Source organism: Burkholderia sp. AU45274 (genome assembly GCF_030482505.1).
Classification (GTDB): Bacteria; Pseudomonadota; Gammaproteobacteria; order Burkholderiales; family Burkholderiaceae; genus Burkholderia.
The window spans coordinates 376,213-401,513 of record NZ_JAUJQE010000001.1 but is presented as its reverse complement, the minus strand read 5'-3'; the positions used below and the strand labels follow the sequence as shown (position 1 = coordinate 401,513).

The 25,301-nt window shown below is 67.2% G+C and carries 22 protein-coding genes and 1 tRNA gene; 11 read left to right on the top strand and 12 right to left on the bottom strand.

Annotated elements, in window-relative coordinates; translation table 11 throughout:
• Positions 1-30: 30 nt before the first annotated feature.
• Complete coding sequence (locus tag QZM35_RS01885; RefSeq protein WP_089428158.1) at positions 31-579, bottom strand: flavin reductase family protein; 549 nt, start codon at positions 577-579, stop codon at positions 31-33.
• Positions 580-834: 255 nt separating this feature from the next.
• Here QZM35_RS01885 and QZM35_RS01880 point away from each other — a divergent pair, with 255 nt between their 5' ends.
• Positions 835-2,028 carry an IscS subfamily cysteine desulfurase gene (locus QZM35_RS01880; protein WP_301775294.1) on the top strand — a complete coding sequence of 398 codons (1,194 nt, stop codon included), beginning with the start codon at positions 835-837 and terminating at the stop codon, positions 2,026-2,028.
• Positions 2,029-2,086: 58 nt separating this feature from the next.
• Here QZM35_RS01880 and QZM35_RS01875 read toward each other — a convergent pair whose 3' ends face one another.
• Complete coding sequence (locus QZM35_RS01875; RefSeq protein WP_069252868.1) at positions 2,087-2,629, bottom strand: MarR family winged helix-turn-helix transcriptional regulator; 543 nt, start codon at positions 2,627-2,629, stop codon at positions 2,087-2,089.
• A gap of 128 nt (positions 2,630-2,757) precedes the next feature.
• Between QZM35_RS01875 and QZM35_RS01870 the strand changes: the two genes are divergently transcribed.
• Positions 2,758-3,345, top strand: coding sequence for a nuclear transport factor 2 family protein (locus QZM35_RS01870; protein ID WP_089428160.1), 588 nt, complete (start codon positions 2,758-2,760; stop codon positions 3,343-3,345).
• Between the two features lie 67 nt (positions 3,346-3,412).
• Here the strand turns inward: QZM35_RS01870 and rtcR are convergent, their stop codons facing one another.
• Positions 3,413-5,029 (bottom strand): RNA repair transcriptional activator RtcR, encoded by a 1,617-nt coding sequence (gene rtcR, locus QZM35_RS01865; protein ID WP_089432259.1) that lies wholly within the window; start codon positions 5,027-5,029, stop codon positions 3,413-3,415.
• Positions 5,030-5,365: 336 nt separating this feature from the next.
• On the opposite strand from rtcR, the gene QZM35_RS01860 reads away from it, so the two are divergent.
• From QZM35_RS01860 to QZM35_RS01840, 5 genes are all read left to right on the top strand, one after another.
• A tRNA-Cys gene (locus QZM35_RS01860) sits at positions 5,366-5,436 on the top strand.
• 258 nt (positions 5,437-5,694) lie between these two features.
• The gene (locus QZM35_RS01855) at positions 5,695-6,837 is read left to right on the top strand and encodes a slipin family protein (RefSeq protein ID WP_301775293.1); all 1,143 of its coding nucleotides are present in this window, start codon (positions 5,695-5,697) and stop codon (positions 6,835-6,837) included.
• A gap of 59 nt (positions 6,838-6,896) precedes the next feature.
• Positions 6,897-8,120 (top strand): RtcB family protein, encoded by a 1,224-nt coding sequence (locus QZM35_RS01850; protein WP_301775292.1) that lies wholly within the window; start codon positions 6,897-6,899, stop codon positions 8,118-8,120.
• Between the two features lie 55 nt (positions 8,121-8,175).
• On the top strand, positions 8,176-8,988 hold the full coding sequence (locus QZM35_RS01845; RefSeq protein ID WP_301775291.1) for a nucleotidyltransferase domain-containing protein: 813 nt from the start codon (positions 8,176-8,178) through the stop codon (positions 8,986-8,988).
• A gap of 259 nt (positions 8,989-9,247) precedes the next feature.
• The gene (locus QZM35_RS01840; protein ID WP_301775290.1) at positions 9,248-10,408 is read left to right on the top strand and encodes a DUF1176 domain-containing protein; all 1,161 of its coding nucleotides are present in this window, start codon (positions 9,248-9,250) and stop codon (positions 10,406-10,408) included.
• A 9-nt stretch (positions 10,409-10,417) separates the two neighbouring features.
• Here the strand turns inward: QZM35_RS01840 and QZM35_RS01835 are convergent, their stop codons facing one another.
• Positions 10,418-11,086 (bottom strand): O-methyltransferase, encoded by a 669-nt coding sequence (locus QZM35_RS01835; RefSeq protein ID WP_301775289.1) that lies wholly within the window; start codon positions 11,084-11,086, stop codon positions 10,418-10,420.
• A 132-nt stretch (positions 11,087-11,218) separates the two neighbouring features.
• Here QZM35_RS01835 and QZM35_RS01830 point away from each other — a divergent pair, with 132 nt between their 5' ends.
• Positions 11,219-12,514 (top strand): O-acetylhomoserine aminocarboxypropyltransferase/cysteine synthase family protein, encoded by a 1,296-nt coding sequence (locus QZM35_RS01830; protein ID WP_011356015.1) that lies wholly within the window; start codon positions 11,219-11,221, stop codon positions 12,512-12,514.
• Positions 12,515-12,700: 186 nt separating this feature from the next.
• Positions 12,701-13,426: a ZIP family metal transporter gene (locus QZM35_RS01825; RefSeq protein WP_089428165.1), complete on the top strand. Its 726-nt coding sequence runs from the start codon at positions 12,701-12,703 to the stop codon at positions 13,424-13,426.
• A 21-nt stretch (positions 13,427-13,447) separates the two neighbouring features.
• Here QZM35_RS01825 and QZM35_RS01820 read toward each other — a convergent pair whose 3' ends face one another.
• Both QZM35_RS01820 and QZM35_RS01815 read right to left on the bottom strand, forming a co-directional pair.
• Positions 13,448-13,951, bottom strand: coding sequence for a hypothetical protein (locus QZM35_RS01820; RefSeq protein WP_089432255.1), 504 nt, complete (start codon positions 13,949-13,951; stop codon positions 13,448-13,450).
• A gap of 66 nt (positions 13,952-14,017) precedes the next feature.
• Complete coding sequence (locus tag QZM35_RS01815) at positions 14,018-14,293, bottom strand: DUF4148 domain-containing protein (protein WP_301775288.1); 276 nt, start codon at positions 14,291-14,293, stop codon at positions 14,018-14,020.
• A gap of 316 nt (positions 14,294-14,609) precedes the next feature.
• Between QZM35_RS01815 and QZM35_RS01810 the strand changes: the two genes are divergently transcribed.
• The gene (locus tag QZM35_RS01810; RefSeq protein WP_301775287.1) at positions 14,610-15,770 is read left to right on the top strand and encodes a porin; all 1,161 of its coding nucleotides are present in this window, start codon (positions 14,610-14,612) and stop codon (positions 15,768-15,770) included.
• Between the two features lie 199 nt (positions 15,771-15,969).
• Here QZM35_RS01810 and QZM35_RS01805 read toward each other — a convergent pair whose 3' ends face one another.
• Positions 15,970-16,191: a hypothetical protein gene (locus QZM35_RS01805; protein ID WP_174975874.1), complete on the bottom strand. Its 222-nt coding sequence runs from the start codon at positions 16,189-16,191 to the stop codon at positions 15,970-15,972.
• A 325-nt stretch (positions 16,192-16,516) separates the two neighbouring features.
• On the opposite strand from QZM35_RS01805, the gene QZM35_RS01800 reads away from it, so the two are divergent.
• The gene (locus QZM35_RS01800; protein ID WP_089432253.1) at positions 16,517-16,804 is read left to right on the top strand and encodes a DUF4148 domain-containing protein; all 288 of its coding nucleotides are present in this window, start codon (positions 16,517-16,519) and stop codon (positions 16,802-16,804) included.
• A gap of 79 nt (positions 16,805-16,883) precedes the next feature.
• Here QZM35_RS01800 and QZM35_RS01795 read toward each other — a convergent pair whose 3' ends face one another.
• From QZM35_RS01795 to QZM35_RS01775, 5 genes are all read right to left on the bottom strand, one after another.
• Positions 16,884-18,314, bottom strand: a complete 1,431-nt coding sequence (locus tag QZM35_RS01795; RefSeq protein WP_301775286.1) for a heavy metal sensor histidine kinase — start codon at positions 18,312-18,314, stop codon at positions 16,884-16,886.
• Entirely contained in the window at positions 18,311-18,994 is a 684-nt protein-coding gene (gene irlR / locus QZM35_RS01790) for a heavy metal response regulator transcription factor IrlR (RefSeq protein WP_039349341.1), read from the bottom strand. Before irlR ends, QZM35_RS01795 begins: the two co-directional genes overlap by 4 nt.
• Positions 18,994-22,206: an efflux RND transporter permease subunit gene (locus QZM35_RS01785; protein ID WP_301775285.1), complete on the bottom strand. Its 3,213-nt coding sequence runs from the start codon at positions 22,204-22,206 to the stop codon at positions 18,994-18,996. Before QZM35_RS01785 ends, irlR begins: the two co-directional genes overlap by 1 nt.
• 125 nt (positions 22,207-22,331) lie before the next feature.
• Complete coding sequence (locus tag QZM35_RS01780; protein ID WP_174975876.1) at positions 22,332-23,804, bottom strand: efflux RND transporter periplasmic adaptor subunit; 1,473 nt, start codon at positions 23,802-23,804, stop codon at positions 22,332-22,334.
• A 34-nt stretch (positions 23,805-23,838) separates the two neighbouring features.
• Positions 23,839-25,167 (bottom strand): TolC family protein, encoded by a 1,329-nt coding sequence (locus QZM35_RS01775; protein WP_301775284.1) that lies wholly within the window; start codon positions 25,165-25,167, stop codon positions 23,839-23,841.
• Positions 25,168-25,301 lie beyond the last annotated feature (134 nt).

Sequence of the window (25,301 nt, the reverse complement as noted above, 5' to 3'; positions counted from 1 at the left end):
CTCCAGGGTGGAATGAAACGTGGATTGCATTCAGGCAGACGGCGCGTGCATGCCGTCGAGCGTGCGGTAGCGGCCGCCGAAGAAGATCAGCGGTCGCCCTTCCGAACGCGCGCAGTGCCGCGTCACGCGGCCGACGAAGATCACGTGATCGCCGCCGTCGTACTGCGCATAGGGTTCGCATTCGAATGTCGCGAGAGCGTCGGGCAGCAGCACCGCGCCATCGTCGTCGGCTGCGTCCGCACGCCAGCCCCACTTGTCGCCGTTCGCCTTCGCGAAGCAGTTCGACAGGTGCTGCTGCGTCTCGTCGAGCACGTTGACCGCATAGCCTTCCGCGCCGGCCAGGTCGCCGAGGCTCAGGCTGCGACGGTCGACCGAGAACAGGATCAGAGGCGGATCCAGCGACACCGAATTGAACGACGCGACCGTGATGCCGATCGGCATCCCCTCCTTGCGCGGGGCGGTAATCACCGCGACGCCCGTCGCGAACATCGACAGCGCCGTGCGAAAGCGCCGCTGCTCGTCGGCGCCCGCGCCGGTTCCGGCATGGTTCTCGCTCATCTCGTCCTCCTTGGGTTGCATCGCCGGATTCCGCAGTGGAATCCGGCCCAACAAAGCACCGTTATTTAGCTTTGTTATTTAGCTTTTATTAAATGCAAACACAAAGGCGGGTTCAAGTTGTCGTAAACCCTGAACTTGAAAGCTTTGTTTGAAAGACAACCCTACTGGCGGGATGGATGTTGCGCGACGTCCGGGAATGTCCACGTACACTGCGGCTACCCTGTTCCCCGGTGCTTTCGGGCACCGCGGGAGACACCGTCTTCCGGAGCCGCATCGATGCAATCCCGTCCGATCTACATGGACTACAGCGCGACGACGCCCGTCGATCCGCGCGTGGTCGACAAAATGGTGTTCGGCAACCCGGCGTCACGCAGCCACAGCTACGGCTGGGCGGCCGAGCAGGCCGTCGAGGAAGCGCGCGCGCACGTCGCCGCACTGCTCGGCGCCGACCCGCGCGAAATCGTGTGGACGTCCGGCGCGACCGAGGGCAACAACCTCGCGATCAAGGGTGCCGCGCACTTCTACCAGGGCAAGGGCAAGCACCTCGTCACGGTGAAGACCGAGCACAAGGCCGTACTCGATACGTGTCGCGAACTCGAACGCCAGGGCTTCGACGTCACGTATCTCGACGTGCGGGAAGACGGCCTGCTCGATCTCGATGCCGTGCAGCAGGCGCTGCGCGCCGACACGATCCTGGTGTCGGTGATGCTCGCGAACAATGAAACGGGCGTGATCCAGCCGGTGGCGGAGATCGGTGCGCTGTGCCGTGCGCGCGGCATCGTGTTCCATTGCGACGCGGTGCAGGCGGCCGGCAAGATTCCGGTCGACGTGAATGCATTGAACGTCGACCTGCTGACGGTGACCGCACACAAGGTCTACGGCCCGAAGGGAATCGGCGCGCTGTACGTGCGCCGCAAGCCGCGCGTGCGGATCGAAGCGCAGATGCACGGCGGCGGCCATGAGCGCGGGATGCGTTCGGGCACGCTGCCGACGCACCAGATCGTCGGGATGGGCGAGGCGTTCCGGCTCGCGAAGGAAGAGATGGCGGAAGAAAGCCGTCGTGTCGGCGCCTTGCGCGACCGGTTGCTGGCCGGCCTGTCGACACTCGACGAGGTTTACGTGAACGGCGATCTCACCCGCCGGATTCCGCACAACCTGAACGTCAGCTTCAATTTCGTCGAAGGCGAGTCGCTGATCATGGGAATCAAGGGCGTCGCGGTGTCGTCAGGCTCCGCGTGCACGTCGGCATCGCTGGAGCCGTCGTACGTGCTGCGCGCGCTGGGCCGCAGCGACGAGCTCGCGCACAGCTCGATCCGCTTCACGCTCGGCCGCTTCACGACCGAAGCCGAAGTCGACAGCGTGATCGCGCAGGTGCGCGACACGGTCGGCAAGCTGCGTGCGCTGAGCCCGCTGTGGGACATGCATCTCGAAGGGGTCGACCTGAATACGATCGAGTGGGCCGCGCACTGAGCGCAGTCGATGCGTCAGGCCGGCCGGCGAGCGCGGGCGGGCCCGCGGCTCGCGCGCGTCAGCCTTTCTCCTGGCGCGCGATCAGGTGGGCGAGATCGAGCGTCGCGCGGTCGCCATTGGTGACGAGGCGGTCGATCACCGAGCAGAGCGCCTTGAATTCGGTCTTCGTCACGCCCTCGAACAGCACGTTGTTGATGCGCTGCTGCGTATCGGCGAACGCCTTCAGCAGCTTCGAGCCGGCCGGCGTGACCGTGAGCCGCATCTTGCGCTTGTCGTCGGGGTCGGAGCGTTTGTCGATCAGGCCGAGCTTCTTCAGCTTGCCGGTCTCGATCGTGACGAATGCGCCGCTCAGGTGCAGGTGATCGGCGAGGCGATTGACGGTCACGACATCGTCGTGCGACAGATGCGAAACCGAGACGAGCAGCGAATACTGGATGCCGGTGAGGCCGATCAGCGAGCCGAAGCCGTCGCGCACCGACAGCAGGCGGGCCGCGAACGGCAGCAGCCCGTTGATCAGATGGCGAAATTCCGTGTCCGTGCCGTCGATCAGGCAGGCCGGGTTGGTAATGGTCAGAACGGACTCCTCTTGCTGCTTGGCCATGACTTCGACGCTCCGTACGGTCATGCGAATTTAGCTTTGAAACGAAATTATACGTCAAAGGCACATCCGTCCCTGGCCTGGCCCGGCCGGCGAATGTGTCCCGATTTCCCGATACAGGAGGCGCGTCCATGCCCTTTCCGCTTCATCCCGCAACGGTTCGCGCGCTGCTCGAGTGCTATCTGCGCGCGAAAGACCTGAACCGCCCCGCGCTGATCGCCGACTGCTTCGCGGCCGATGCCGAGCTGAGCTTTTCGCTCGCGAACGACGACATCGATTTTCCGCCGCGCGTGACGGGCGCGGCTGCGATTGCGCGCACGCTGGTCGAGGAATTCGGCGAGCGGTTCGAACGGTGCCGGACCTATTACGTTTGCACGGCGCCCGAAGTCGACTCAGAGAGTGCCAGCGAGATGTCGTGGCTCGTCGTGATGCGTCAGCAGGACAACGGCGCGTTGCGGATCGGGCATGGCACGTACCGCTGGCAGTTCGCGGGCAACGGCGAAAGCGACCACGCCGCGCGGATTGCCGCGCTGCATATTCACATCGAACGGATGGATACGATCGATGATCCGCAGTCGGTGAAGCTCGATGCACTGCATGCGGCGTTCGGCTATCCGTGGCTACCGGCGCACGCATTCGCGCGCGGGCTCGCGGATGTGGCGGCTGCGCAGCCGGAGTGGGCATTCCTGGCGCCGTTTCACGAGGCAGCGGCGGCGTAACCCTGCCCGATCGATGGCCGCGTGCCGCGCGCTCCAGCTGCACGCGGCACCCTCGCCGCCGTACGCGTCACGCTCCGTCGAGCGCCTGCCGCACCCCGTCCCAATCCAGCCCGAATCGCGCCAGATACTTGCGCAGCCGGTCCGCATCGTTCGGCTGCTTCTTGCTCTGCCGCGACACCGCGAACAGCGTGCGTCCCGCCTCCGACAAGCTTGCCGACATGCGGCACACGTCCAGCACGCGTTCGAGCTGCGCACGGTCGAACAGGTCGAGTTCTTCCGCACGCGCACCGAACACCGCGTCGACACATGCCTCGGACGCCTCCGCGCCGCCCGGTGACGACCACGTGCGCGTCAGCCGTTCGACTTCCTGCTCGGCGAGCGCTTCGGTAATCCGCCCCGCATCGGCCAGTGTCGCCATCCGCGTGACCGACGCGGACAGCTCGCGGAAGTTGCCGGCCCACGCCGCGCGCGGCGACGCGGCGAACGCGAGATAGCGCCGCTTCGCCTCGACGTTGAACCGCACCTGCTCGCCCTGCTCGCGGCCGAAACGGTCGAGTTCGAATTCGAGGTTCGGCTCGATGTCCTCGCGCCGCTCGGCCAGCCCCGGCAGTTCGTACGTCCACAGGTTGATCCGCGCGTAGAGATCTTCGCGGAACGTGCCGGCCGCCACCATCTGCCGCAGGTCGCGGTGCGTGCCCGCGATCAGCTCGAAATCGCTGGTCGCCTCGACGTCCGCGCCGACCGGCAGGAAACGCTTCTCCTCGATCGCCTTCAGCAGCATCGCCTGTTCGTCGAGCCCGAGTTCGCCGATCTCGTCGAGAAACAGCAGCCCGCCGTCCGCCGCGCGCAGCAGCCCGGCCCGCGCCGACTGCGCGCCCGTGAACGCGCCCTTCACGTGACCGAACAACGTCGACATCGCCGCGTCGCCGCGCAGCGTCGCGCAGTTGATCTCGATGAACGGCCCCGCGAGCCGATGACGGCCGCGCTTCAGCTCGTACACGCGCTTCGCGAGAAACGACTTGCCGGCACCCGTCGGCCCGACCAGCAGCATCGGCGCGCGCGAACGCACGGCCACGCGCTCCAGTTGCTCGATCAGCGCGTTGAAGCGCGCGTTGCGCGTCGCGATGCCGGCCTTCAGGAACGACACCGTTTCGTCGCGTTCGCGCGTGAAGCGCTGCGCGATGCGGTTGTAGCGCGACAGGTCGAGATCGATCACCGACATCGTGCCGGGCCCGCTCGGCCCTTCGTCGGTCTTCTGCGGCGGCGCCGTCTGCGCGAGACGCGCAGGCAGGTAGCGCGCCTCCGCCAGCAGGAACCAGCAGATCTGCGCGACGTGCGTGCCCGTCGTGATGTGGATCAGGTAGTCCTCGCGGTCGAGATCGAACGGGTACGCGCGCGCGAAATCGTGCAGCGTGGCGTAGACCTCCTCGAAATCCCACGGATCGCGAATCTCCATCGGGATCAGCCGCACGTCGGTGTGCGGCGACACACGCTCGAGATCCTGCTTCACGCGGTTCGCGAGCCGCGCGTAGTTTGGCGAGTGCAACAGTTCGAGCCGGTCGATCGGCGTGTCGCGCTGCTCGCACAGCGAAATCGTCGGCCGCCAGTTGCGCCATCGGCGCTGCGAGCCGCCGCCCTGGTCGAGCACGGTACCGAGAAAACCGATCGCAACAGTCTTTCGCATGTTTATCTCATAGGATAAGAAGCGATCCGATTGTATCGAATATTCCGGATCGAGCCACCATCGGAGATTCAAGCCTCACCTGCCGCTTGAAATAATTTTCCCTTTTACTTCAATGGCTTGAGATTTTTCTCGAGCATCGAGTCACCCGCTGGCACGCTCCTCGCTAAATAGAAAGCGCCGGATGTCCCGCTGGCCCACGAGTCAGGGTTCACAAAGCCCTGCTGGTGCGCCGCCGCCGAACCTCGTTCGTCGCGGCAGCGCATGTCGCCATGGGCAGACGAAGGCAAACGGGCGCGTACTGGAACTTCGCCCGGGTTCGAGTCCCGGGGCGCCCTCCGTTCGGAAGCTCATAGGTAGAGCAGCCGGCGCAAGCCGGTGTGTAGCGGGTTCGAATCCCGCTCGAACACTGTCCGCAAGGACAGTCTCTTGATAGAAGCAGTACCCGCCGGTGCGGGCCGCAAGGCCCGCCGCGCGTCGGACCGGTTGCGGTTCCGCGCGATCGGCCGGACGGCCGCACGGCCCGCGCGAACGCGCACGACGACGCGATGCAGGATGCGTCGCCGTGCACGTCGACGCCGGGCCAGCGCGCCGCCCGCCCGGTTGCGTCGCCCCGCGATCCGCACGATGCGTGTCACCCGGCGGTCATTGAAGAAAAGGACAAGAATATGTGGATGCGACATGTTGTGAAAAAGAACGAACGCGCGCTGCTGATGAACGAGGGCGATTTCGTGAAGGTGCTGGAACCGGGCGTGTTCAAGGCCTTCGATCCGTTCAAGCGCCTGTCGGTGCAGACCGCGCGTCTCGACGCGCCGCTCGCCGATGCGGCACTGGCCGATTACCTGCGTCACGACGCGCCGGACGTGCTCGCGCAGCACTTCGTCGCGATGGACCTCGCCGATGATGAAGCCGGCCTGCGCTACGAAGACGACGTGCTCGTCGAGATCCTGGCGCCGGGCACGCGCCGGCTGTACTGGCGCGGCCTGACCGCGCACCGTCTCGAACGCGTCGATCTCGCGCAGGACAGCCTGCTGCCGGCCGCGCTCGTGAAGCGCATCGCGCAACCGGCGCTGCGTGCGCGCGGCGTGGCGGGCCTGACGGGCGTGCTGCTGGCGCAGGTGCCGGCGTACCACGTCGGCGTGCTGAAGATCGACGGCAAGATCGAACGGTTGCTGGACGCGGGCGTTGCGGCGTTCTGGCGCTTCAACCGCGACGTCGCGGTCGAACTCGTCGACCTGCGTTTGCAGGCGATCGAAGTCGGCGGACAGGAAATCCTGACGCGCGACAAGGTCGCGCTGCGGCTGAACCTGTCGGCGACGTGGTGCTATGCGGACGTGCTGCACGCGTTCGGCCAGCTGCAGAAGCCGGTCGAGCACCTGTATCGCGAGCTGCAGTTCGCACTGCGATCGGCCGTCGGCACGCGCTCGCTCGACGAACTGCTGGAAGACAAGCAGTCGATCGACGACGTCGTGATCACGCAGGTGCGTGCCCGTCTCGAGCATTCCGGCGTGGACGTGCGCAGCGTCGGCGTGAAGGATATCGTGCTGCCGGGCGACATGAAGACGATCCTCGCGCAGGTGGTCGAAGCGGAGAAATCCGCGCAGGCGAACGTGATTCGCCGCCGCGAGGAAACGGCGGCCACGCGTTCGCTGTTGAACACCGCGAAGGTGATGGAAGAAAACCCGACCGCGCTGCGGCTCAAGGAGCTGGAAACGCTCGAGCGCGTCGCGGAACGGATCGACCGCATCTCGGTGTTCGGCGGTCTCGACCAGGTGCTGAACGGACTCGTCAGCATCAAGGGCGCGCAATGAATGGACAGGCACGGCGCACGCGCGCCGTGCCTCATGAACAAAGCAGCAAGGTGATGAACATGAGTGAAATGGATTATCAGGTCATGGAACTGGCGAACGGCAAGCCGGTGAAGATGTGGACGCAAGGCGTGGCCGTTGAAGACGAGGCGCGCGCCCAACTGCGCAACACCGCGCAGATGCCGTTCATCTTCAGCCACGTCGCGGTGATGCCCGACGTCCACCTCGGCAAGGGCTCGACGATCGGCAGCGTGATCCCGACGAAGGGCGCGATCATTCCGGCGGCAGTCGGCGTCGACATCGGCTGCGGGATGATGGCCGCGCGCACAACGCTGACGGCATCCGACCTGCCGGATTCGCTGGCGGGGCTGCGCAGCGCGATCGAACGCGCGGTGCCGCACGGCCGCGCGCCGGGCCGCCGCGATCCGGGCGCGTGGGGCGACCGCACGCCGGCCGCCGTGACCGAATCGTGGAAGTCGCTGCAACCGGGCTTCCAGCGGATCGTCGACAAGTATCCGAAGCTGGAAAAGACGAACCACTACGCGCATCTCGGCACGCTCGGCACCGGCAACCACTTCATCGAAGTGTGCGTCGACGAAGCGGACCACGTGTGGTTCATGCTGCACAGCGGCTCGCGCGGCGTCGGCAATGCGATCGGCAGCCTGTTCATCGAACTCGCACAGGCCGACATGCGGCAGCACATCGCGAACCTGCCGGATCGCAACCTCGCGTATTTCACCGAGGGCAGCCGGCACTTCGACGACTACGTCGAAGCGGTCGGCTGGGCGCAGGACTACGCGCGCCGCAACCGGCAGGCGATGATGGACGCAGTAATCGGTGCAGCACGCGGCGTGATCGCCAAGCCGTTCGCGGTCGACGAACACGCGGTGAACTGCCACCACAACTACGTGCAGCGCGAACGCCACTTCGGCGAAGACGTGCTCGTGACGCGCAAGGGTGCGGTGTCGGCGCAGAAGGGGCAGCTCGGGATCATTCCGGGCTCGATGGGGGCGAAGAGCTTCATCGTGCGCGGGCTCGGCAACCCGGACAGCTTCTGTTCGTGCAGCCACGGCGCGGGCCGGACGATGAGCCGCACCGAAGCGAAGCGCCGCTTCACCGTCGACGACCAGGTGAAGGCAACCCAGGGCGTCGAATGCCGGAAGGACTCGGGCGTCGTCGACGAAATCCCGATGGCCTACAAGGACATCGACGCGGTGATGGCGGCCCAGCGCAGCCTCGTCGAAGTGGTACATACGCTGCGCCAGGTGGTGTGCGTGAAAGGATAGCGCGGTGCGCGGCCGATGGCCGGCGGCCGCGCACCACGAAAGGGAAACGACAACAATGAAAACGGAAAAAATGACGACCGTGCGCAGCGCGCATCCGGTCGATCCGACCGTGCGGGCGCGCGTGATGGCGGAGCTCGCGGAAGTCGAGCGCCGCCACGACGTGAGCGTGCTGTTCGCGTGCGAATCGGGCAGCCGCGGCTGGGGGTTCGCGTCGCCGGACAGCGATTACGACGTGCGCTTCGTGTACGCGCACCGGCGCGACTGGTACCTGAGCGTCGAACCGCAACGCGACGTGATCGAGCGGCCGCTCGACGACGAGCTCGACGTCAGCGGCTGGGAGTTGCGCAAGGCGCTGCAACTGCTGCGCCGCTCGAACCCGACGCTGCTCGAATGGCTCGACTCGCCCGTCGTGTATCGCGAAGACGCGCGCTGGGCGCCGCGGCTCAGGTCGCTCGCGTCGGCGTTCTTCTCGCCGGTGCGCGGGCGTCACCACTACCTCGCGATGGCGAAGAAGAACTTTCGCGGCTATCTGCAAAGCGACACGGTGCGTTACAAGAAGTACCTGTACGTGCTGCGGCCGCTGCTCGCGGTGCGCTGGATCGACATGGGGCTCGGGATGCCGCCGATGCGCTTCGTGGATCTCGTCGACGGCACCGTGCACGAGCCGGCGGTGCGCGCGGAACTCGACGCCTTGCTCGCGCTGAAGATGAGCGCGAACGAAAGCGAGTACGGGCCGCGCCGGCCGGCGATCCACGCGCTCGTCGAGACGATGCTCGCCGATGCCGAACACGATCGCGAATACAAGCGGCCGTGGGGCGACGTGGCGATGCTCGATGCGTTCCTGCGCGACGTGGTCGACGATCGATAAAAAGTGAACGGCGCGATGCCTTCGGGTGTCGCGCCGTTTTCCGCATCCGCACTCGTCCGATCAATGCAGGCCAGCAATGGACGTGCCCGCACGTTACGCGTCGCCGTCACGATTGCAGCCCATTGCGGCGGTATACTCGATGCCGTTCGCCAAAGCGCGCCGCCGCATGCGCCGCAGCCTTCGACCTGCCCCGCTTGCTGACGATGCGCTTGCAGCCCGACGTCTTCCGCCCGCCCATCCACAGTCGATACGAACCGTCATGTCGCACCGCCTTTCGCTCGCCATCGCCGCCCTCCTCGCCATTTCCCCGATCGTTGCCCAGGCTCGCCCGCTCGCGCGGCCGCCGGTCGAGCGCGATTTCAAGAACTGGTCAGTCGTCTGCGACAACGGCAACCGCTGCATTGCCGAAAGCCACGCCGACGATATCGACGACGCCCGCGCCCGCCTCATCCTGCGCGTGACGCGCGATGCCGGCCCCGATGCTCAAGCATCGCTCGACCTCTACGCGACAGTGCCGCTGGACCTGCGCACCGCACGCGTCGACGGCCGGCCGTTCGATGCGGCTCCCGCACAATGGCAGGCGTCCGGCGACAAGAATGACGACGCGCCCTCGTACTGGACGCGTGCCCGGATGCGGACCAGCGATCCGGCAACGGTTGCCGCCTGGCTCGCCGCGACGCGCAACGGGCAACTGCTGAGCTTCGGCGATCCCGCGTCGGCCCGTGCCGCCCGCACGCCGCTGTCGGGATTGAGCGCCGCGCTGCTGCTGATCGACGACACGCAGGGCCGCGTCGGCACGGTCACGGCGCTGCTGCGCCCCGGCACCCGGCCCGCGTCGTCGGTGCCGGCCGCACCGGTACTCCCGCCCGCCGTCGTGCCGGCGCCGCTGCCGGCCGCCGCCGTGTCGGCCGCCGAACAGGGCCCGCTCGTCGACGCGGTGCTCGCGAAATTCGGCAGCGACGTGAAGCAATGTGCGGCCGACGTCGAAGACGAAATGTCCGCCAGCGATCGCAGGAAGGCGTCGTCCGCCTTCGCGATCTCCGCCGACGAGGCGCTCGTCTCGATTCCGTGCCAGACCAGCAGCCTGTATAACCACACCGGCCTGTGGTATCGCGTGCGACGGACGGCACCGTTCATGCCGACGGCGATGAATTTCGGCGAGAACGCGAATGCGGGACTCGATTCGGCATCCTTCGCGAACGAACTGACCGACGCCGGCTACGCGACGACCGGCGCGATGCTGTCGAGCAAGGTCAGGCTGCGCAGTGCCGGCGATTGCGGCTCGACCGCAACGTGGATCTTCGACGGCCGGCACTTCGTGCTCAGCGATATCGCCACGCACAGCACCTGCAACGGCCTGTTCGACGATCAGTGGCCACGCCTGTATCGACGGGCCGATGAAGCAGCCAGCCCGCGCTGACGCACCACGTCACGTGCCGACGATCGAGATCGAGAACCCGTCCCAGCCCTTCTGCCCAACCGTTTGCACAGCGGTCGTCGTGAGATTCGGTGCGGCCACGAGACGCGCGAACCCGTCGCGCACGCCAACCACGTCGGGTTCGTGATTGTCCGGATCGGCCACGCGCCCGCCGCGCACGACGTTGTCGACGACGATCACCGTGCCGGGCCGCGACAGCTTCAGCGCCGCGTCGAGATAGACCGGGTTGTTGTCCTTGTCGGCATCGATGAAGATGAAATCGAACGGCGCTTCGCCCGCGCCGATGAGCCGCGCGAGGCTGTCCTTCGCGCTGCCGACCACCACCGTCACGACTTCCGCGAACCCGGCACGCGCGATGTTCTGCGTCGCGACCTTCGCATGCTCCGGATTCAGTTCGAGCGTCACGAGCGCGCCGCCCGGCGGCAACGCGCGCGCGAGCCAGATCGTGCTGTAGCCGCCGAGCGTGCCGACCTCGAGAATCCGCCGTGCGCCGCGGATCGTCGCGAGCAGTTGCAGCAGCTTGCCCTGGTTCGGCGCGACGTTGATCGCGGGCAGCCCCGCGGCGTCGCTCGCCGCGAGCGCGGCGTCGAGCACGTCGTCGGACGGCACGAGCGTCGCGGAGAAATACGCATCCACCTGGTTCCAATGATCCTGATTCATCGAGCGCCCCTTGTTTGCGGAACAGGCATTTTATGCGCCGCCTTGCCATAAGCAACAAACCATTCGTTCTAAGGACAGTTGCGCACGTGCTCCTATAATCGCTCGACCACCACAACAACAGACGGAGCACCCATGACCGATCAGGCCGCATCGAACTGGCGCCTCGAAACCATCGCCGTACACGGCGGTTATCGTCCCGACCCGACCACGCGCGCGGTCGCCGTGCCGATCTACCAGACCGTTGCGTACGCATTCGACGACACGCAGCACGGCGCCGACCTGTTCGACCTGAAGGTGCAGGGCAACATCTACACGCGGATCATGAACCCGACGACGGACGTGCTCGAGCAGCGGATCGCCGCGCTCGAGGGCGGCATCGGCGCGCTGGCGCTGGCCTCGGGGCAATCGGCCGTCACGTATGCGATCCAGACGATCGCCGAAGCCGGCGACAACATCGTGTCCGCGAGTTCGCTGTACGGCGGCACCTACAACCTGTTCGCGCATACGCTGCCGCAATACGGGATCACCACGCGCTTCGCCGATCCGCGCGACCCCGCGTCGTTCGAGCCGCTGATCGACGCGCGCACGAAGGCGATCTTCGCGGAATCGGTCGGCAACCCGCTCGGCAACGTCACCGACATCGCCGCGCTCGCGGAAGTCGCGCATCGCCACGGCATCCCGCTGATCGTCGACAACACGGTGCCGTCGCCGTATCTGCTGCGCCCGTTCGAGCACGGTGCGGATATCGTCGTGCACTCGCTGACGAAGTATCTCGGCGGGCACGGCACGAGCCTCGGCGGCGCGATCGTCGATTCGGGCAAGTTCCCGTGGGCCGAGCATGCGGACCGCTTCAAACGGCTGAACGAGCCCGACGTCAGCTATCACGGTGTCGTCTACACGGAAGCGTTCGGGCCGGCTGCCTATATCGGCCGCGCACGCGTGGTGCCGCTGCGCAACATGGGCGCGGCCATTTCGCCGTTCAATGCGTTCCAGATCCTGCAGGGCATCGAAACGCTGGCGCTGCGCGTCGAGCGGATCAGCGACAACGCACTGAAGATCGCGCAGCATCTCGCGCGCCACGAAAACGTCGAATGGGTGAACTATGCGGGCTTGCCCGATCACCCGGACCATCCGCTCGTCGCGCGCTACCTGTCGGGCCGCGCGCCGGGCATCCTGACGTTCGGCGTGAAGGGCGGCCGCGACGGCGGCGCGAAGTTCCAGGACGCGCTGAAGCTGTTCACGCGGCTCGTCAACATCGGCGACACGAAGTCGCTCGCGACGCACCCGGCATCGACGACGCACCGGCAACTGTCGCCCGCCGAACTCGCGAAGGCCGGCGTGAAGGAAGAAACGGTGCGGCTGTCGATCGGCATCGAGCATATCGACGACCTGCTCGCCGATCTCGACCAGGCGCTCGCGCAGCTTTGACGGAAACGGGCGCGCCGGCTTGCCGGTGCGCCCTGCCTCGAATGTGTTGACCTTGAAGCGGCTTCAAGGTGTTCAATCCCCGGTTGGTGCCGGGACGATGCCCGGCGTGTACGAACCACCCGTACCCTGCAGCCGGATGGCCAGACGCTGAGCCCGCTGCGGTACGCCAACCGTCCGAGAGGCCTCATGACACCGACCGCGAAGCTTGCGCTGCTCACGTTACCGCCCCTGCTGGCGGCCTGCTTCGGCGCGCTCGCGGCCGCGTGGCGCGCACCCGGCCCGAAAACGTCGAGCGTCATCCAGCATTTCACCGGCGGCATCGTGTTCGCGGCCGCCGCGCTCGAACTGCTGCCGCAGGACCGCGCACATGCGCTGTTTCCGGTCGTCGTCGGCTTCGTGCTCGGCATCGCGCTGATGCTCGCGATCCGCGCGCTGTCCGGTGCGATCGAGACGCGCTTCGAGGAAGCACGGCTGCCCGTGAGCCTGATCATCGTCACCGCGATCGACCTCGTCATCGACGGCCTCGTGCTCGGCATCGCGTTCTCGGCCAGCGACGAAAGCGGCATCATCCTGACCGTCGCATTGACGCTCGAGGTACTGTTCCTCGCGCTGTCGGTCAGCGCGGCGCTCGCGGCCGCCGGCATCGGCCGCCTGCTGTCGATCGTCGTTCCGGTCGGGCTCGCGGCGCTGCTGAGCATCGCGGCCGTGGCCGGCAACGCGGCATTCGCAGGACTCCCATCCAATATCTACGCAGCGCTGCTCGGGCTGGGCACCGTCGCGCTGCTGTACCTCGTCACCGAGGAACTGCTGGTCGAAGCGCACGAGGTCCCTGAAACGCCGTTCGCGACCGCCGCGTTCTTCATCGGCTTCATCGTATTCTTCCTGATCGAAGGATCGGTGAAGGCCGGATAAGCAGGCGCGGCCGCGCGCCGGCTACCACGTCGTCGCGCCCGTCGGATACGGTTCGACGATGCGCGCACCGTTGACGGGCGTCACGCCTTCGTTGCGCAACGCGGCCCACAGATCGATCGCGTGTTCGCGCGACTTGCGGCTGCCGTCGTCGGTCAGCACGTTCAGCGCGATCACTTCGTCGCGTGTCGTCAGTTGCAGTTGCTCCTTCAGCTTGCGTGACTGATGCGATGCAGTGCGGACGTCGCCGAGCACGATCCGCTGCTCGGCGACAGTCGATTCGCCGCCTGCATCGCCCGGCACGAACGTCAGCCGGCCGTTGTCGACCTCGCATTGCCCGCGTGTGAACGTCGCGCTCCACTCACCGGCCGGCACGGCCGCGAACTCGCAGCGCATCCGCTCGTTCGCGCGCCGGCCGACGTCGTGCGCCGACGCGTGCGACAACGCCCGCTCCGGCCAACCGGCCGCCATCGCGGCCGTCGACATCAGGCACGCCGCGAGCACGATTCCTTTCGCCAAATGACGCATGGCACTCTCCTCTTCGTGTGGGGGTGCGGCTGACGGGCACCGCGCCGGTCGGCCGCGAATGAACGGTCAACGCACCGCAAAACGGTTGTCGTGCGCATCGACCAACGGCGCCATCTCCCCGCGATGCACCGTCGCGCGATGGATCTCCTGGTTGCGCGCGACGGCGGCCGGGCTCGCCGGGTAGTCGTGATTCGGGCTCGGGATCACGCCGTCGTGGCGCGCACGCACCAGTTCCTGGCGGACTTCCTGCCGGGTCTTCTGCTGCGCGGCCACTGCCTGTGAAAAGGCCACCACCGACAGTGCGGCAGCGGCGACGACGATCATCGGTCGCGGAATGTTCATGTTGTTCGCTCCTTGCTGGAAATCCGTGACGGGTGCGTTCACTTTGAGCCGGCAGCGGTGCGGAATCGTGATTGCAGCATGACGGTTTCGTCACCACCGCGATATTCCCTGTATCGCACTACGAATTAAAATGCACGACGCGTTTCCGCACACATGACGCGGCGATTACATTTTTCTCATTTGTCCCTCACCTTCACGATCCGAACGCTTTCCAGAATCGGCAGCGCCATCGCGACATTCCGCGCCCGCCTGCACTACGCGCGGCGCGGAATCGACCGATGCACGAAACGATCATCTTGAATCTCAGGGGAACACCATGAAAACTCCAGTTCGGCTCGCCATGATGTCGGGTGCGCTGCTCGCGACCACGCACGCGGCACACGCATCGGAAGTCACGTTATACGGCCTGTTCGATACGTCGCTGACGTACGTATGGAACGCCAGCGCGGACGGCAAGAATCTCGCCGGCCTCGGCAACGGCAACCTGCTCGGCAACCGCTTCGGCGTGAAAGGTGCGGAAGACCTGGGTGGCGGGCTGAGGGCGATCTTCACGCTGGAAAACGGCTTCAATCCGAACACCGGCGCGCTCGGGCAAGGCAACCGGATGTTCGGCCGGCAGGCGTTCGTCGGCCTCGACAGCGCGCGCTGGGGCACGCTGACGCTCGGCCGCCAGTACGACGCGCTCGCGGATGTCGCGTGGCCGGTCACCGGCGATTTCTACTTCGGCAGCGTCTACGCGACACCCGGCGACGTCGACAACTACGACACGTCGTCGCGCACCGACAACGCGGTGAAATACACGTCGCCCGTGATCAACGGGCTCCAGTTCGTCGGCATGTATGCGCTCGGCGGCGTGGCCGGCAAAAGCGGCGCCGGGCAAACCTGGTCGGCCGGCCTGTCGTACAGCAACGGCCCGGTCGACGCGGCGGGCGGCTATTACTACGCGGCCAATCGCTCGTCGCTCGCCAACGGCATCCGCACCGGCTGGAACGGCACGTCCGACGGCACGTTCGACGGGTCGCTGGTCAACGGCGGCTATATCTCCGCGAAATCGATCGACATCGCGCGCGGCGCGTTGCGCTACAACTTCGCGCCGTTCGCGGTCGGCATCGACTACAGCAATGCGCTGTACAAGGCCGATGCGATGTCCGCGTTTCGCAGCACGCAGAAGTACGACACCGCGCGCGGCTTCTTCAACTATCAGGCGACACCCAGCCTGCTCGTCGGCGTCGGCTACAGCTACACGCGTGCCCGTGGCGACACGAGCGCGACCTACCATCAGGTGTCCGCCGGCGCCGACTACGTGCTGTCGAAGCGCACCGACCTCTACGCGGTCGGGGCATGGCAACGCGCGAACGGCGAACAGCGCACGCTCGACGGCGGCACGCAAACGGCGCAGGCGTCGATCGGCTCGTATGGCTATGGCGGAACGCGCACGCAAGGCATCGTCAACCTCGGCTTGCGCCACCGGTTCTGATCGCGGCCGCCATACGCGCGCCGCGTGACGAAAATTTCATGTTCCGATCAGGTTCGCGAAGCGCCGCCTCGCTACGATCGGAAACGTGACGGGCAGCGCCCGTTCCAGACCACGCAAGCGAGTCGCTGCCGCACGGCACGTCACGCGTTAGGCCCGGACACGTCGAGTGCCGGGCCTTTTTTTGATCGCGCGCCGACGATCAAGGTGCTGAATTGCGTTGCGGAAACAGGCAGTTATGCGTCTTTACATACAGATTCGGATTGCCGCAGCGATGCCCGGCGTAATCGATCTGCTCGCCGGGCATGAGATCGGCCGGCACCGGCTTTTTCGCGGCGGCCGGTGTGGCCTGTGAAGTTGGCGTGGTGCCGGAACGTGTCGATGTGCAGCCCGCGAACAACGGGACGATCAGGACTGCGATCAAGGCTAGGCGAATGGCGGGACTAGGCACTTTTCAAGTCCGGTGTGAAAGTCAGAACAAGGCCGCCCGCGTTCCATACAGCTGTCGCGAACGGCGTGAATGCCGCCAGCCACATGGGCCATCGGCAGACTTCATGTTCCGCTTCCCGCTCATCGCGCCCATGACGCGAACATGACGAATGCGTCATGCCGGTCGCGTCCGAACTGCGCGTCTCCACCTCACGCAATCTGACGCATTTTTCATCTCGCGATCACGATCACGCACGGCTGCTTTCGCATACTGGGTCCATGGTTCGCCACCCGGCGGCCCTGATCAAGGAGAGCACTCGATGAAAACCGCAAAACTCGCTGCACTGTTCGTCACCGCCACGCTGTCGCTCGGCATGGCCACGCAGGCCGCCTTCGCGCAAACGCAAACGCAGGGCAAGACCCGCACGCAGGTCGTCAATGAACTGAAGCAGGCGCAGCACGACGGCGTCGTGCCGGTGAGCAAGACGCAGTACCCGCCGACCGGCGAGCTCGTCGCACGCAACAAGGAGCTGCACGGGATTTCGGTGCATGGCGGCGAGAAGAAGCCGCAGCCCGACAACCACGACAACCTGACCGCGCAGAAATGACGCTCGGTCATCCGACCGCAGGCAGCGCGCCGCGCGCGGCCGCCTCATGGCGAACGCGCGGGCATGCCCGCCGGCGATGTCAGGTAGGGAGGGCCGCCGGCCGTTTCAGCTCGACCGGCCGGCGCGGAAAGCGCAGCCAGAAGGTCGTGCGCCGGCCCGGGTCGCTGTCGACGCCGCATTCGCCGCCGTGGTTGTCCATGATCGACCGGACGATCGCGAGCCCCAGCCCCGTACCCTGCGCCGAGTTGTGCCGCGACGGATCGACGCGATAGAAGCGCTCGAAGATCTTTCCGACGTGCTGGGCCTCGATGCCGGGCCCCGTATCCGACACGGCGATCGTCGTCGCACCGCCCTGCTCCACGCAATCGATCGTCACGATGCTGCCGCGCGGCGCGTAGGCCAGCGCATTCGACAGCAGGTTGCTCAACGCGCGCTGGTACAGCGTCAGATCCGCGTCGACCCACGCATGGCCGTCGACCTTCACCGTCACGCCGGCATCCTCCGCCAGCGGCTCGTAGTAGCCCGCGACGCGCCCCGCTTCTTCCGACGCATCCAGGCGCCGCACGCTGATCGACGTGCCGGCCTGTTCCGAACGCGCCAGGAACAGCATGTCCTCGATCATCCGCGACAACCGCTGGTATTCGTCGATGCTCGACTCGATCACGTTCCGGTATTCATCCGCGCTGCGCGGCTGCGACAGCACGACCTGTGCGGCCGCCTGCAGGTTCGTGAGCGGCGTGCGCATGTCGTGCGCGAGATTCGACGAGAACTGGCTCAGCCGTGTGAACGATTCGTTCAATCGCTCGAGCATGCCGTTGAACGCGTGCTCGAGCTCCTTCAGCTCGCCGGCCGTATCGAGCGCCGGCAGCGGATGGGCGAGCCGGCTCGTCGACATCTGTTCGGCACGCGCCGCGAACCGCCGCAGCGGGCTCAGCCCGAGCGCCGCGATGCCGTATGCGATCGCGGCCGCGAGCACCACGCCGAACACCTCGATCACGACGATCGTATAAGCGTGCGTGCGCAGCAGCAGCACGTCTGCGCTGCGGTCGTACTGCACCACGACGCGCACCACGGGCGCACTTGCGCCTGCACCGGCAAGCGGCACATTCGTCACCAGATACTGCTGCCGTGCGCCGGGCGGCGCGACGCCGACCGGCACGCGCCCTGCATCCAGCGACATCAGCGGCGCAACGAGGCGGAAGCCGGGCGTGCCGACCAGGCGCGCGCCCGTGGCGTCGAAGATCGCGAGATCCATGTTCGGATGACCATGCAACTGGTCGATCCAGATGTCGGTGTTGCGCGCGACGTCTGCCGTCGAGCGTGCTTCGGCCAGATGCGCGCCCAACGCGGCGGAGATGCCGGCCATCTGCTCGGCCGCCGTCGTGTCGACGCGATTGCTCAGCGCCTCGTACAGCGCGACGCCGCTCGACGCGAGGATCACCGACGTCGACAGGATGATCAGCGCGGTCAGGCGTCCGCGCAGCGTGCGCGGCAACAGGCGCGCGATCATGCCGCGCTGCCGCCGCGCGCCTCGAGCACGTAGCCCATCCCGCGCACCGTATGGATCAGCTTCGGGTCGTATGCGTCGTCGATCTTCGAGCGCAGGCGCCGGATCGCCGAATCGACGACGTTCGTGTCGCTGTTGAAATTCATGTCCCACACCTGCGACGCGATCGTCGCGCGCGGCAGGATCTCGCCCTCGCGGCGCATCAGCAGCCACAGCAGCGCGAACTCCTTCGCGGTCAGCAGGATCGTGTCGCCCTGCCGGGTGGCCTTGCGGCGCGTGAGGTCGAGTTCGAGGTCGGCCACGCGCAACGTGTTCGAATCGCGCGGCTGACCGCGCCGCAGGATCGACTTGATGCGCGCGGTCAGCTCGACGAAGTCGAACGGCTTCGCGAGATAGTCGTCGGCGCCGAGTTCGAGCCCTTTCACGCGATCGCCGACATCGTCGCGCGCGGTGAGGAACAGCACGGGCGTCGACTTGCTGCGCCGCAGGTTCTGCAGCAGCGTCCAGCCGTCCTGCCCGGGCAGCATCACGTCGAGCACGAGCAGGTCGTACTCCTCGGTCTCGGCCTGATGCTGGCCCGTGATGCCGTCCTCGACCCAGTCGACGACATAGCCGGCTTCCGTCAACCCCTTGCGCAGGTACGCGCCCGTCTTCGGTTCATCTTCGACAATCAGAATTCGCATCACGCATTACCCTTGAAGAAACCCAGCCGGCGCAGCACGCCCGAGCCGAAGCCGCCGCGCAACGCCGCGCGCCACGACACCGCATGGCTGACACGGTACAGCACCGGCAGCACCAGCAGCGTCAGCGCCGTGGACGACAGGATACCGCCGATCACGACCGTCGCGAGCGGGCGCTGCACCTCGGCGCCGGTGCCGGTCGCGAACGCCATCGGCAGGAAGCCCAGCGACGCGACGAGCGCGGTCATCAGCACCGGCCGCAGTCGCGTGAGCGCGCCTTCGCGCACGGCGGCCTCGAGCGGCATCCCTTCGTCGCGCAGGTTGCGGATGAACGAGATCATCACGAGCCCGTTGAGCACGGCGACGCCGGACAGCGCGATGAAGCCCACCGCCGCCGTGATCGACAGCGGAATCCCGCGCAGCCACAGCGACACGACGCCGCCGCTCAGCGCGAACGGAATGCCGGTGAACACGAGCAGCCCGTCCTTCACGTTGTTGAACATCACGAACAGCAGCACGAACACCATGAACAGCGCGAGCGGCACGACCAGCTTCAGGCGCTCGCTCGCGCTTTGCAGCTGCTCGAACTGGCCGCCCCACGACACCCAGTAGCCGGCCGACACGCGCACGTCCTGCTGCAGTTGCTCGCGTGCGTCGGCGACGAACGACCCGACGTCGCGGCCGCGCACGTTCGCGCTGACGACCACACGCCGCTTGCCGTCCTCGCGGCTGATCTGGTTCGGGCCCGGCGCGACGTCGATCGTCGCCAGTTCCGCGAGCGGCACGTACGGCGCCGCCGCGAGCGGTGCGCTGGCGCCGGCCGCCGGTGCGGGCAGCGCGATCGGCAGCCGCTTGATCGCCTCGATGTCCGAGCGCAGCTCGTCGGGCAGCCGCACGACGATGTCGAAGCGGCGGTCGCCCTGGAACAGCGTGCCGGCCTTCTGCCCGCCGACGGCCGCGGCCACCGTATCCTGCAGGTCGGCCACGCTCACGCCGTAGCGCGCGAGCTTGTCGCGATCGAGGTTGACGGTCAGCACGGGCAGGCCGGTGGTCTGCTCGACCTTCACCTCCGACGCGCCCGGCACCTTCTGCAGCGCGGCCGCGATCTGCTCGCCGGTCTGGTTCAGCACGGCCATGTCGTCGCCGAAAATCTTCACGGCGACGTCGCTGCGCACGCCCGAGATCAGTTCGTTGAAACGCAGCTGGATCGGCTGCGAGAACTCGTACGCGTTGCCCGGCAGCTCGGCGAGCGCTTCCTCGATCTCGCGCACGAGCTGGTCGCGCGGCTTCTTCGGGTCGGGCCACTGATCGGCCGGCTTCAGCATGATGTAGCCGTCCGACAGGTTCGGCGGCATCGGGTCGGCCGCGATCTCGGCCGTGCCGGTGCGCGCGAACACGCGCTCGATCTCGGGGAAGCGCGTCTTCAGCGTCTTCTCGATGGCCTTCTGCATCTCGACCGACTGCGACAGGCTCGTGCCGGGGATCCGCAAGGCGGCCACGGCCAGGTCGCCTTCGTTGAGGCTCGGGATGAACTCGCTGCCGAGCCGCGTGGCCAGCCCGAGCGTGGCCAGCACGATCACGCCCGCGCCGACCATCACGCGCGCCGGGCGCGTCATGAATGCGGCGAGCGCCGGCTCGTACGCGCGCCGCGCCCAGCCCATCAGCCGGTTCTCCTTCTCCTCGACACGCTCGCCGATGAACAGCGCGACGGCCGCCGGAATGAACGTGACGGTCAGCACCATCGCGGCCGCGAGCGCCATCACGACGGTAATGGCCATCGGGTGGAACATCTTGCCTTCGACGCCGGTCAGCGCAAAGATCGGCAGGTACACGACCATGATGATCAGTTGCCCGAAGATCAGCGCGCGACGCGCTTCCTGCGACGCGCCGAACACTTCCGCGAAGCGCTCGTCGCGTGTGAGCGGCCGGCCCGCGGCGGCCTGCGCGTGCGCGAGCCGCCTCACGCAGTTCTCGACGATCACCACCGCGCCGTCGACGATGATCCCGAAGTCGAGCGCGCCGAGGCTCATCAGGTTCGCGCTCACCTTCGCGTTCACCATGCCGGTGAAGGTCATCAGCATCGACAGCGGGATCACGAGCGCGGTGATCAGCGCCGCGCGCATGTTGCCGAGGAACAGGAACAGCACGGCGATCACGAGGATTGCGCCTTCGAGCAGGTTCTTCTTCACCGTCGCGACGGCCTTCTCGACCAGCACGGTGCGGTCGTACACGGGAATCGCCTTCACGCCGGACGGCAGCGTGCGGTTCACGTCCTCCATCTTCGCGGCGACGGCCTTCGCGACCGTGCGGCTGTTCTCGCCCATCAGCATGAAGACCGTGCCGAGCACGACCTCCTCGCCATCCGACGTCGCCGCGCCGGTACGTAGCTCGCGGCCGATGTCGACCAGCCCGACATCCTTCATCCGCACCGGTACGCCGCCGACGTTGGTCAGCACGATATTGGCGATATCGTCGACGGTGCGCGCCTGGCCCGGCACGCGCACCAGATACTGCTCGCCGCGCTTCTCGATGTAGCCTGCGCCGACGTTGTCGTTGTTGCGCTCCAGCGCGCGCACGACGTCGGCGAGCGTCAGCCCGTACGACATCAGCTTCGCCGGGTTCGGCGCGACGCGGTATTCCTTCACGTAGCCGCCGATCGAGTTGACCTCGGTCACGCCGCGCACGTTGCGCAGCTGTGGCCGGACGACCCAGTCCTGCAGCTCGCGCAGGTCGGCCGCCGTATAGCGCGTACCGTCGGGCTTGCGCGCGTTGGCGTCGACTTCGACGGTCCACAGGTAGATCTCGCCGAGGCCCGTCGACGTCGGCCCCATGGCGGGCGCGATGCCGGCCGGCAGCTTGTCTTTCGCTTCCTGGATGCGCTCGTTGACGAGCTGCCGCGCGAAATAGATGTCGGTGCCGTCCTTGAAGATCACCGTGACCTGCGACAGCCCGTAGCGCGAGATCGAGCGCGTCTGCTCGAGGCCCGGCAGGCCGGCCATCACGGTCTCGACCGGATAGGTGATGCGCTGCTCGGCCTCCAGCGGCGAATAGCCGGGCGCGGCCGTGTTGATCTGTACCTGTACGTTGGTGATGTCGGGCACCGCGTCGATCGGCAGCTTCTGGTAGCTGAACACGCCCAGCGCGGCCACGGCCGCGATCGCCAGCATCACGAGCCAGCGGTGCGCAATCGCAAAGCGGATCAGGCGCTCAAACATGGCGGGATTCCTTGAAACGGGGCACGGTCACCCTCGACGGACGGGCCGCCCGGCCGGTCACCCGGCGGGCCGGAAAGCGGGCCGCATATCGGGCCGCGAGGCGCGCAACGGCACACACGTAGCGCTCATTCATGTTCCGCACTCCCCTTGCCGAGTTCGGCCTTCAGCACGAAGCTGTTCGACGCCGCGTATTCCTGGCCCGGCTTGAGCCCCTTCAGCACTTCGGTCGCCCGTTCGTCGCGCCGGCCCGTTTCGACGGCCTGCGCGACGAAACCCTTCGACGAGCGCACGAAGACGGACGGTGCGCCGTCGACGTCCTGCAGCGCGTCGCTCGCGACCGCGAGCGGCACGCCCTGCTTGCCCGCGTCGACCGACACGTTCACGAACATCCCGGGCCGCCACACGCCGTCCGGGTTCGGCAGCACGACGCGCGCCGGCGCGGTGCGCGTCTGTTCGCCGAGCAGCGACCCCACGTACGCGATCGGGCCGCTCGAACGCGATTCGAACGCGGTCGCGATGACCGTCGCATCGCGGCCGACCCGCACGTCGTTCAGCCGCTGCGCCGGCACGGCCATCTCGGCCCATACCGTCGAGAGATCAGAGATCACGAACATGCTGGCGTCGGCGGCAATCGCTTCACCCGGCGTCGCGTGCTTCTCGACGATCGTGCCCGCGAACGGCGCGCGCAGTTCGTAGCGGTTCAGCGCGCCCGCGCCGACCGGCGCATTCAGCGCGGCGAGCTTCTGTCGCGCGTTCTGCACGGCGATCTCGGCTTCACGCAACTGCACCTGCGCCTGCTGGTAGTCCTGCTCGGCCGAGATGCGCTCCTTCCACAGCGTGCGCTCGCGCTCGTAGGTCGCGCGGGCGCCCGACAGCCGGCGCTCGGCCGTCAGCAGCTCGCTGCGCCGGTCGGCGAGATCGGTGCTCGCGATCACGGCCAGCACCTGCCCCTTCGCGACGTTCTGCCCGAGCGACACCGACACCTGCTCGACGATCCCGGCCACGCGCGGCACCACGTGCGCGGTGCGATCCTCGTTGAACTTGATCTCGCCCGGCAACTGGAACGGCGTCGCGATCTGGGCGGGGCCGGCCTTCGCCAGCGCGATCTTCGAGGTCGCCAATTGCGCGTCGGTCAACGCGATCGCGCCGTCGGCGCGGGCGAACGGGAACGATGCCGATTCATTGCCCGCCTTCACGTCGATCGTCGCGTCGAACACGTGCGGCTTGCCGATCGACTGCGCGGATACGAACTTCTGGCCGGCCGCGTCGAAACGCAACGGCTCGTGCGTGCGGTCGTAACGAACCAGCGTGCCGGACACGGTGACGCCCTTGTCCGCCGGCTTGCCGTCGACGAACGGATAGACGATGAGGCGCGCGTCGCCGGGTTTCTCCGTCATCACGATTTCGACGGACAGCTTGCCGCGCTTGAGCACGACACCGCCGCGCTCGCCGGTGGCTTCGGTGGATGAAGCGGCAACGGCCGCCGATGCGGACGCGCCGTTGCCGCCGCCGTTGCGCGTGACGCCGAGTGCGCCGATGACGATCCCGGCGCTGCCGAGCACGACCGCCGCGATGATCAGGATTCTGTTGCGTGACATGGTGATCCTTCAGGTAAAAGAGGCGTCCGTTGCGCTATTGCGCGACCGGTGCTGGTGCGAACGGCGCAAGTGGCGTTCCGACCAGCCGGCCGATGTCGGCGCGAGCCGTATGGGCATCGGCGAGCGCACGCACGTATTGCGACTGGCCCTGGAACAGCGTGCGCTGCGCGTCGAGCACGTCGAGGAAGCTGAACTTCCCGAGCTCGTAGCCGCGCGACATCGCGTCGAGCGCAAGGCGCGCGGCCGGCAGGATGTCGGCCTTCAACCGCTGCGCTTCCTGCGCGGCGGCTTCGAAATTCACGTATGCCTGCGTGAGGTCCAGCCGCAGGCGCGTGCGTTCGCGATCGAGATCGGCATTCGCGCGCGCGGCCTTGTGCGTCGCCTCGAGCAGCGCGCCCTTGTTCGTGTTGAACAGCGGAATCGGGATCGACACACCGACCACCGCCTGGTTGTCCGGCACGCCGCCCGTGGTCACGCGCTTCACGCCCGCGCTGATCGTCACGTCCGGAATGCGCCGCGCACGTTCGAGCGACACGGCCGCGTTCGAGCGCAGCATCTCGGCGCGCGCGATCCGTGCAAGCGGGGAATCATCGAGCTGCGCGGTCAGCGCGGACAACGGCTCGACCGGCGGCACGGCTTCGAGGTCGCCCTGCACGGCAAGCCGGCCGTCGCGCGCCTCGCCCATCACCGCGTTCAGCTTCTCGCGCGCGACCTCGACACGGCCGCGCGCCGTCACCACTTCGATCTGCACGCCGGCCGCCGCCACGTGCGCCTTGGTCGCCTCGACCGGCGACACCTTGCCGGCCTGCGCCCGGCGGCTCGCGAGATCCGCGGAGCGCGCGGCGATCGCGGCCGATTCCTCCGTCACCTGAAGCTGGCGCTGCGCGGCGAGCAGGCCGTAGAACGCGGCGATCACGTCGGCGCGCACGACGGCGCCCTGCTCGTCGAGCGATGCATTGGCCGCTTCCCTGCCGTACGACGCGACATCGAGCCGCGCGCTGCGCTTGCCGCCGAGTTCGATCGTCTGGTTGATCAGCGCGGTCGACGTGCGTTCGGCGCGGCGGAACCCTTCCTGCAGGAACGACACTTCGGGATTGGGACGCGCGCCGGCCTGCATCAGTGCACCGGCCGACGCATCGACGTCCGCGCGCGCGCCGCGCAGCGCCGGATTGTTCCGGGCCGCGACCGATAGCGCATCGGCAAGCGTCAATGAGTTGGACGGGAGAGCGTCGGGGGGCGGTGCGCTGATCGGCGCGACGCTGCCGGAAGCAGACAGGGCCGGCCCCGGCGACAGCGACGGCTGCGCATGAGCCGTCGCGGCCATCGCGAAGACGATGACCACGGCGAGGTTGAGCTTGAGCATGTTCGGTTCTGCGGTAACGGTTCGCGACCGATGCTACGGTTCGGCCGCAGTGCGAACATGAGGCGAAGATGATATTTCCGTCATGTTGGGGGCGGCCGCGTGCGCGCGTGCGGCGCCCTGCGAGAGCCATGCCC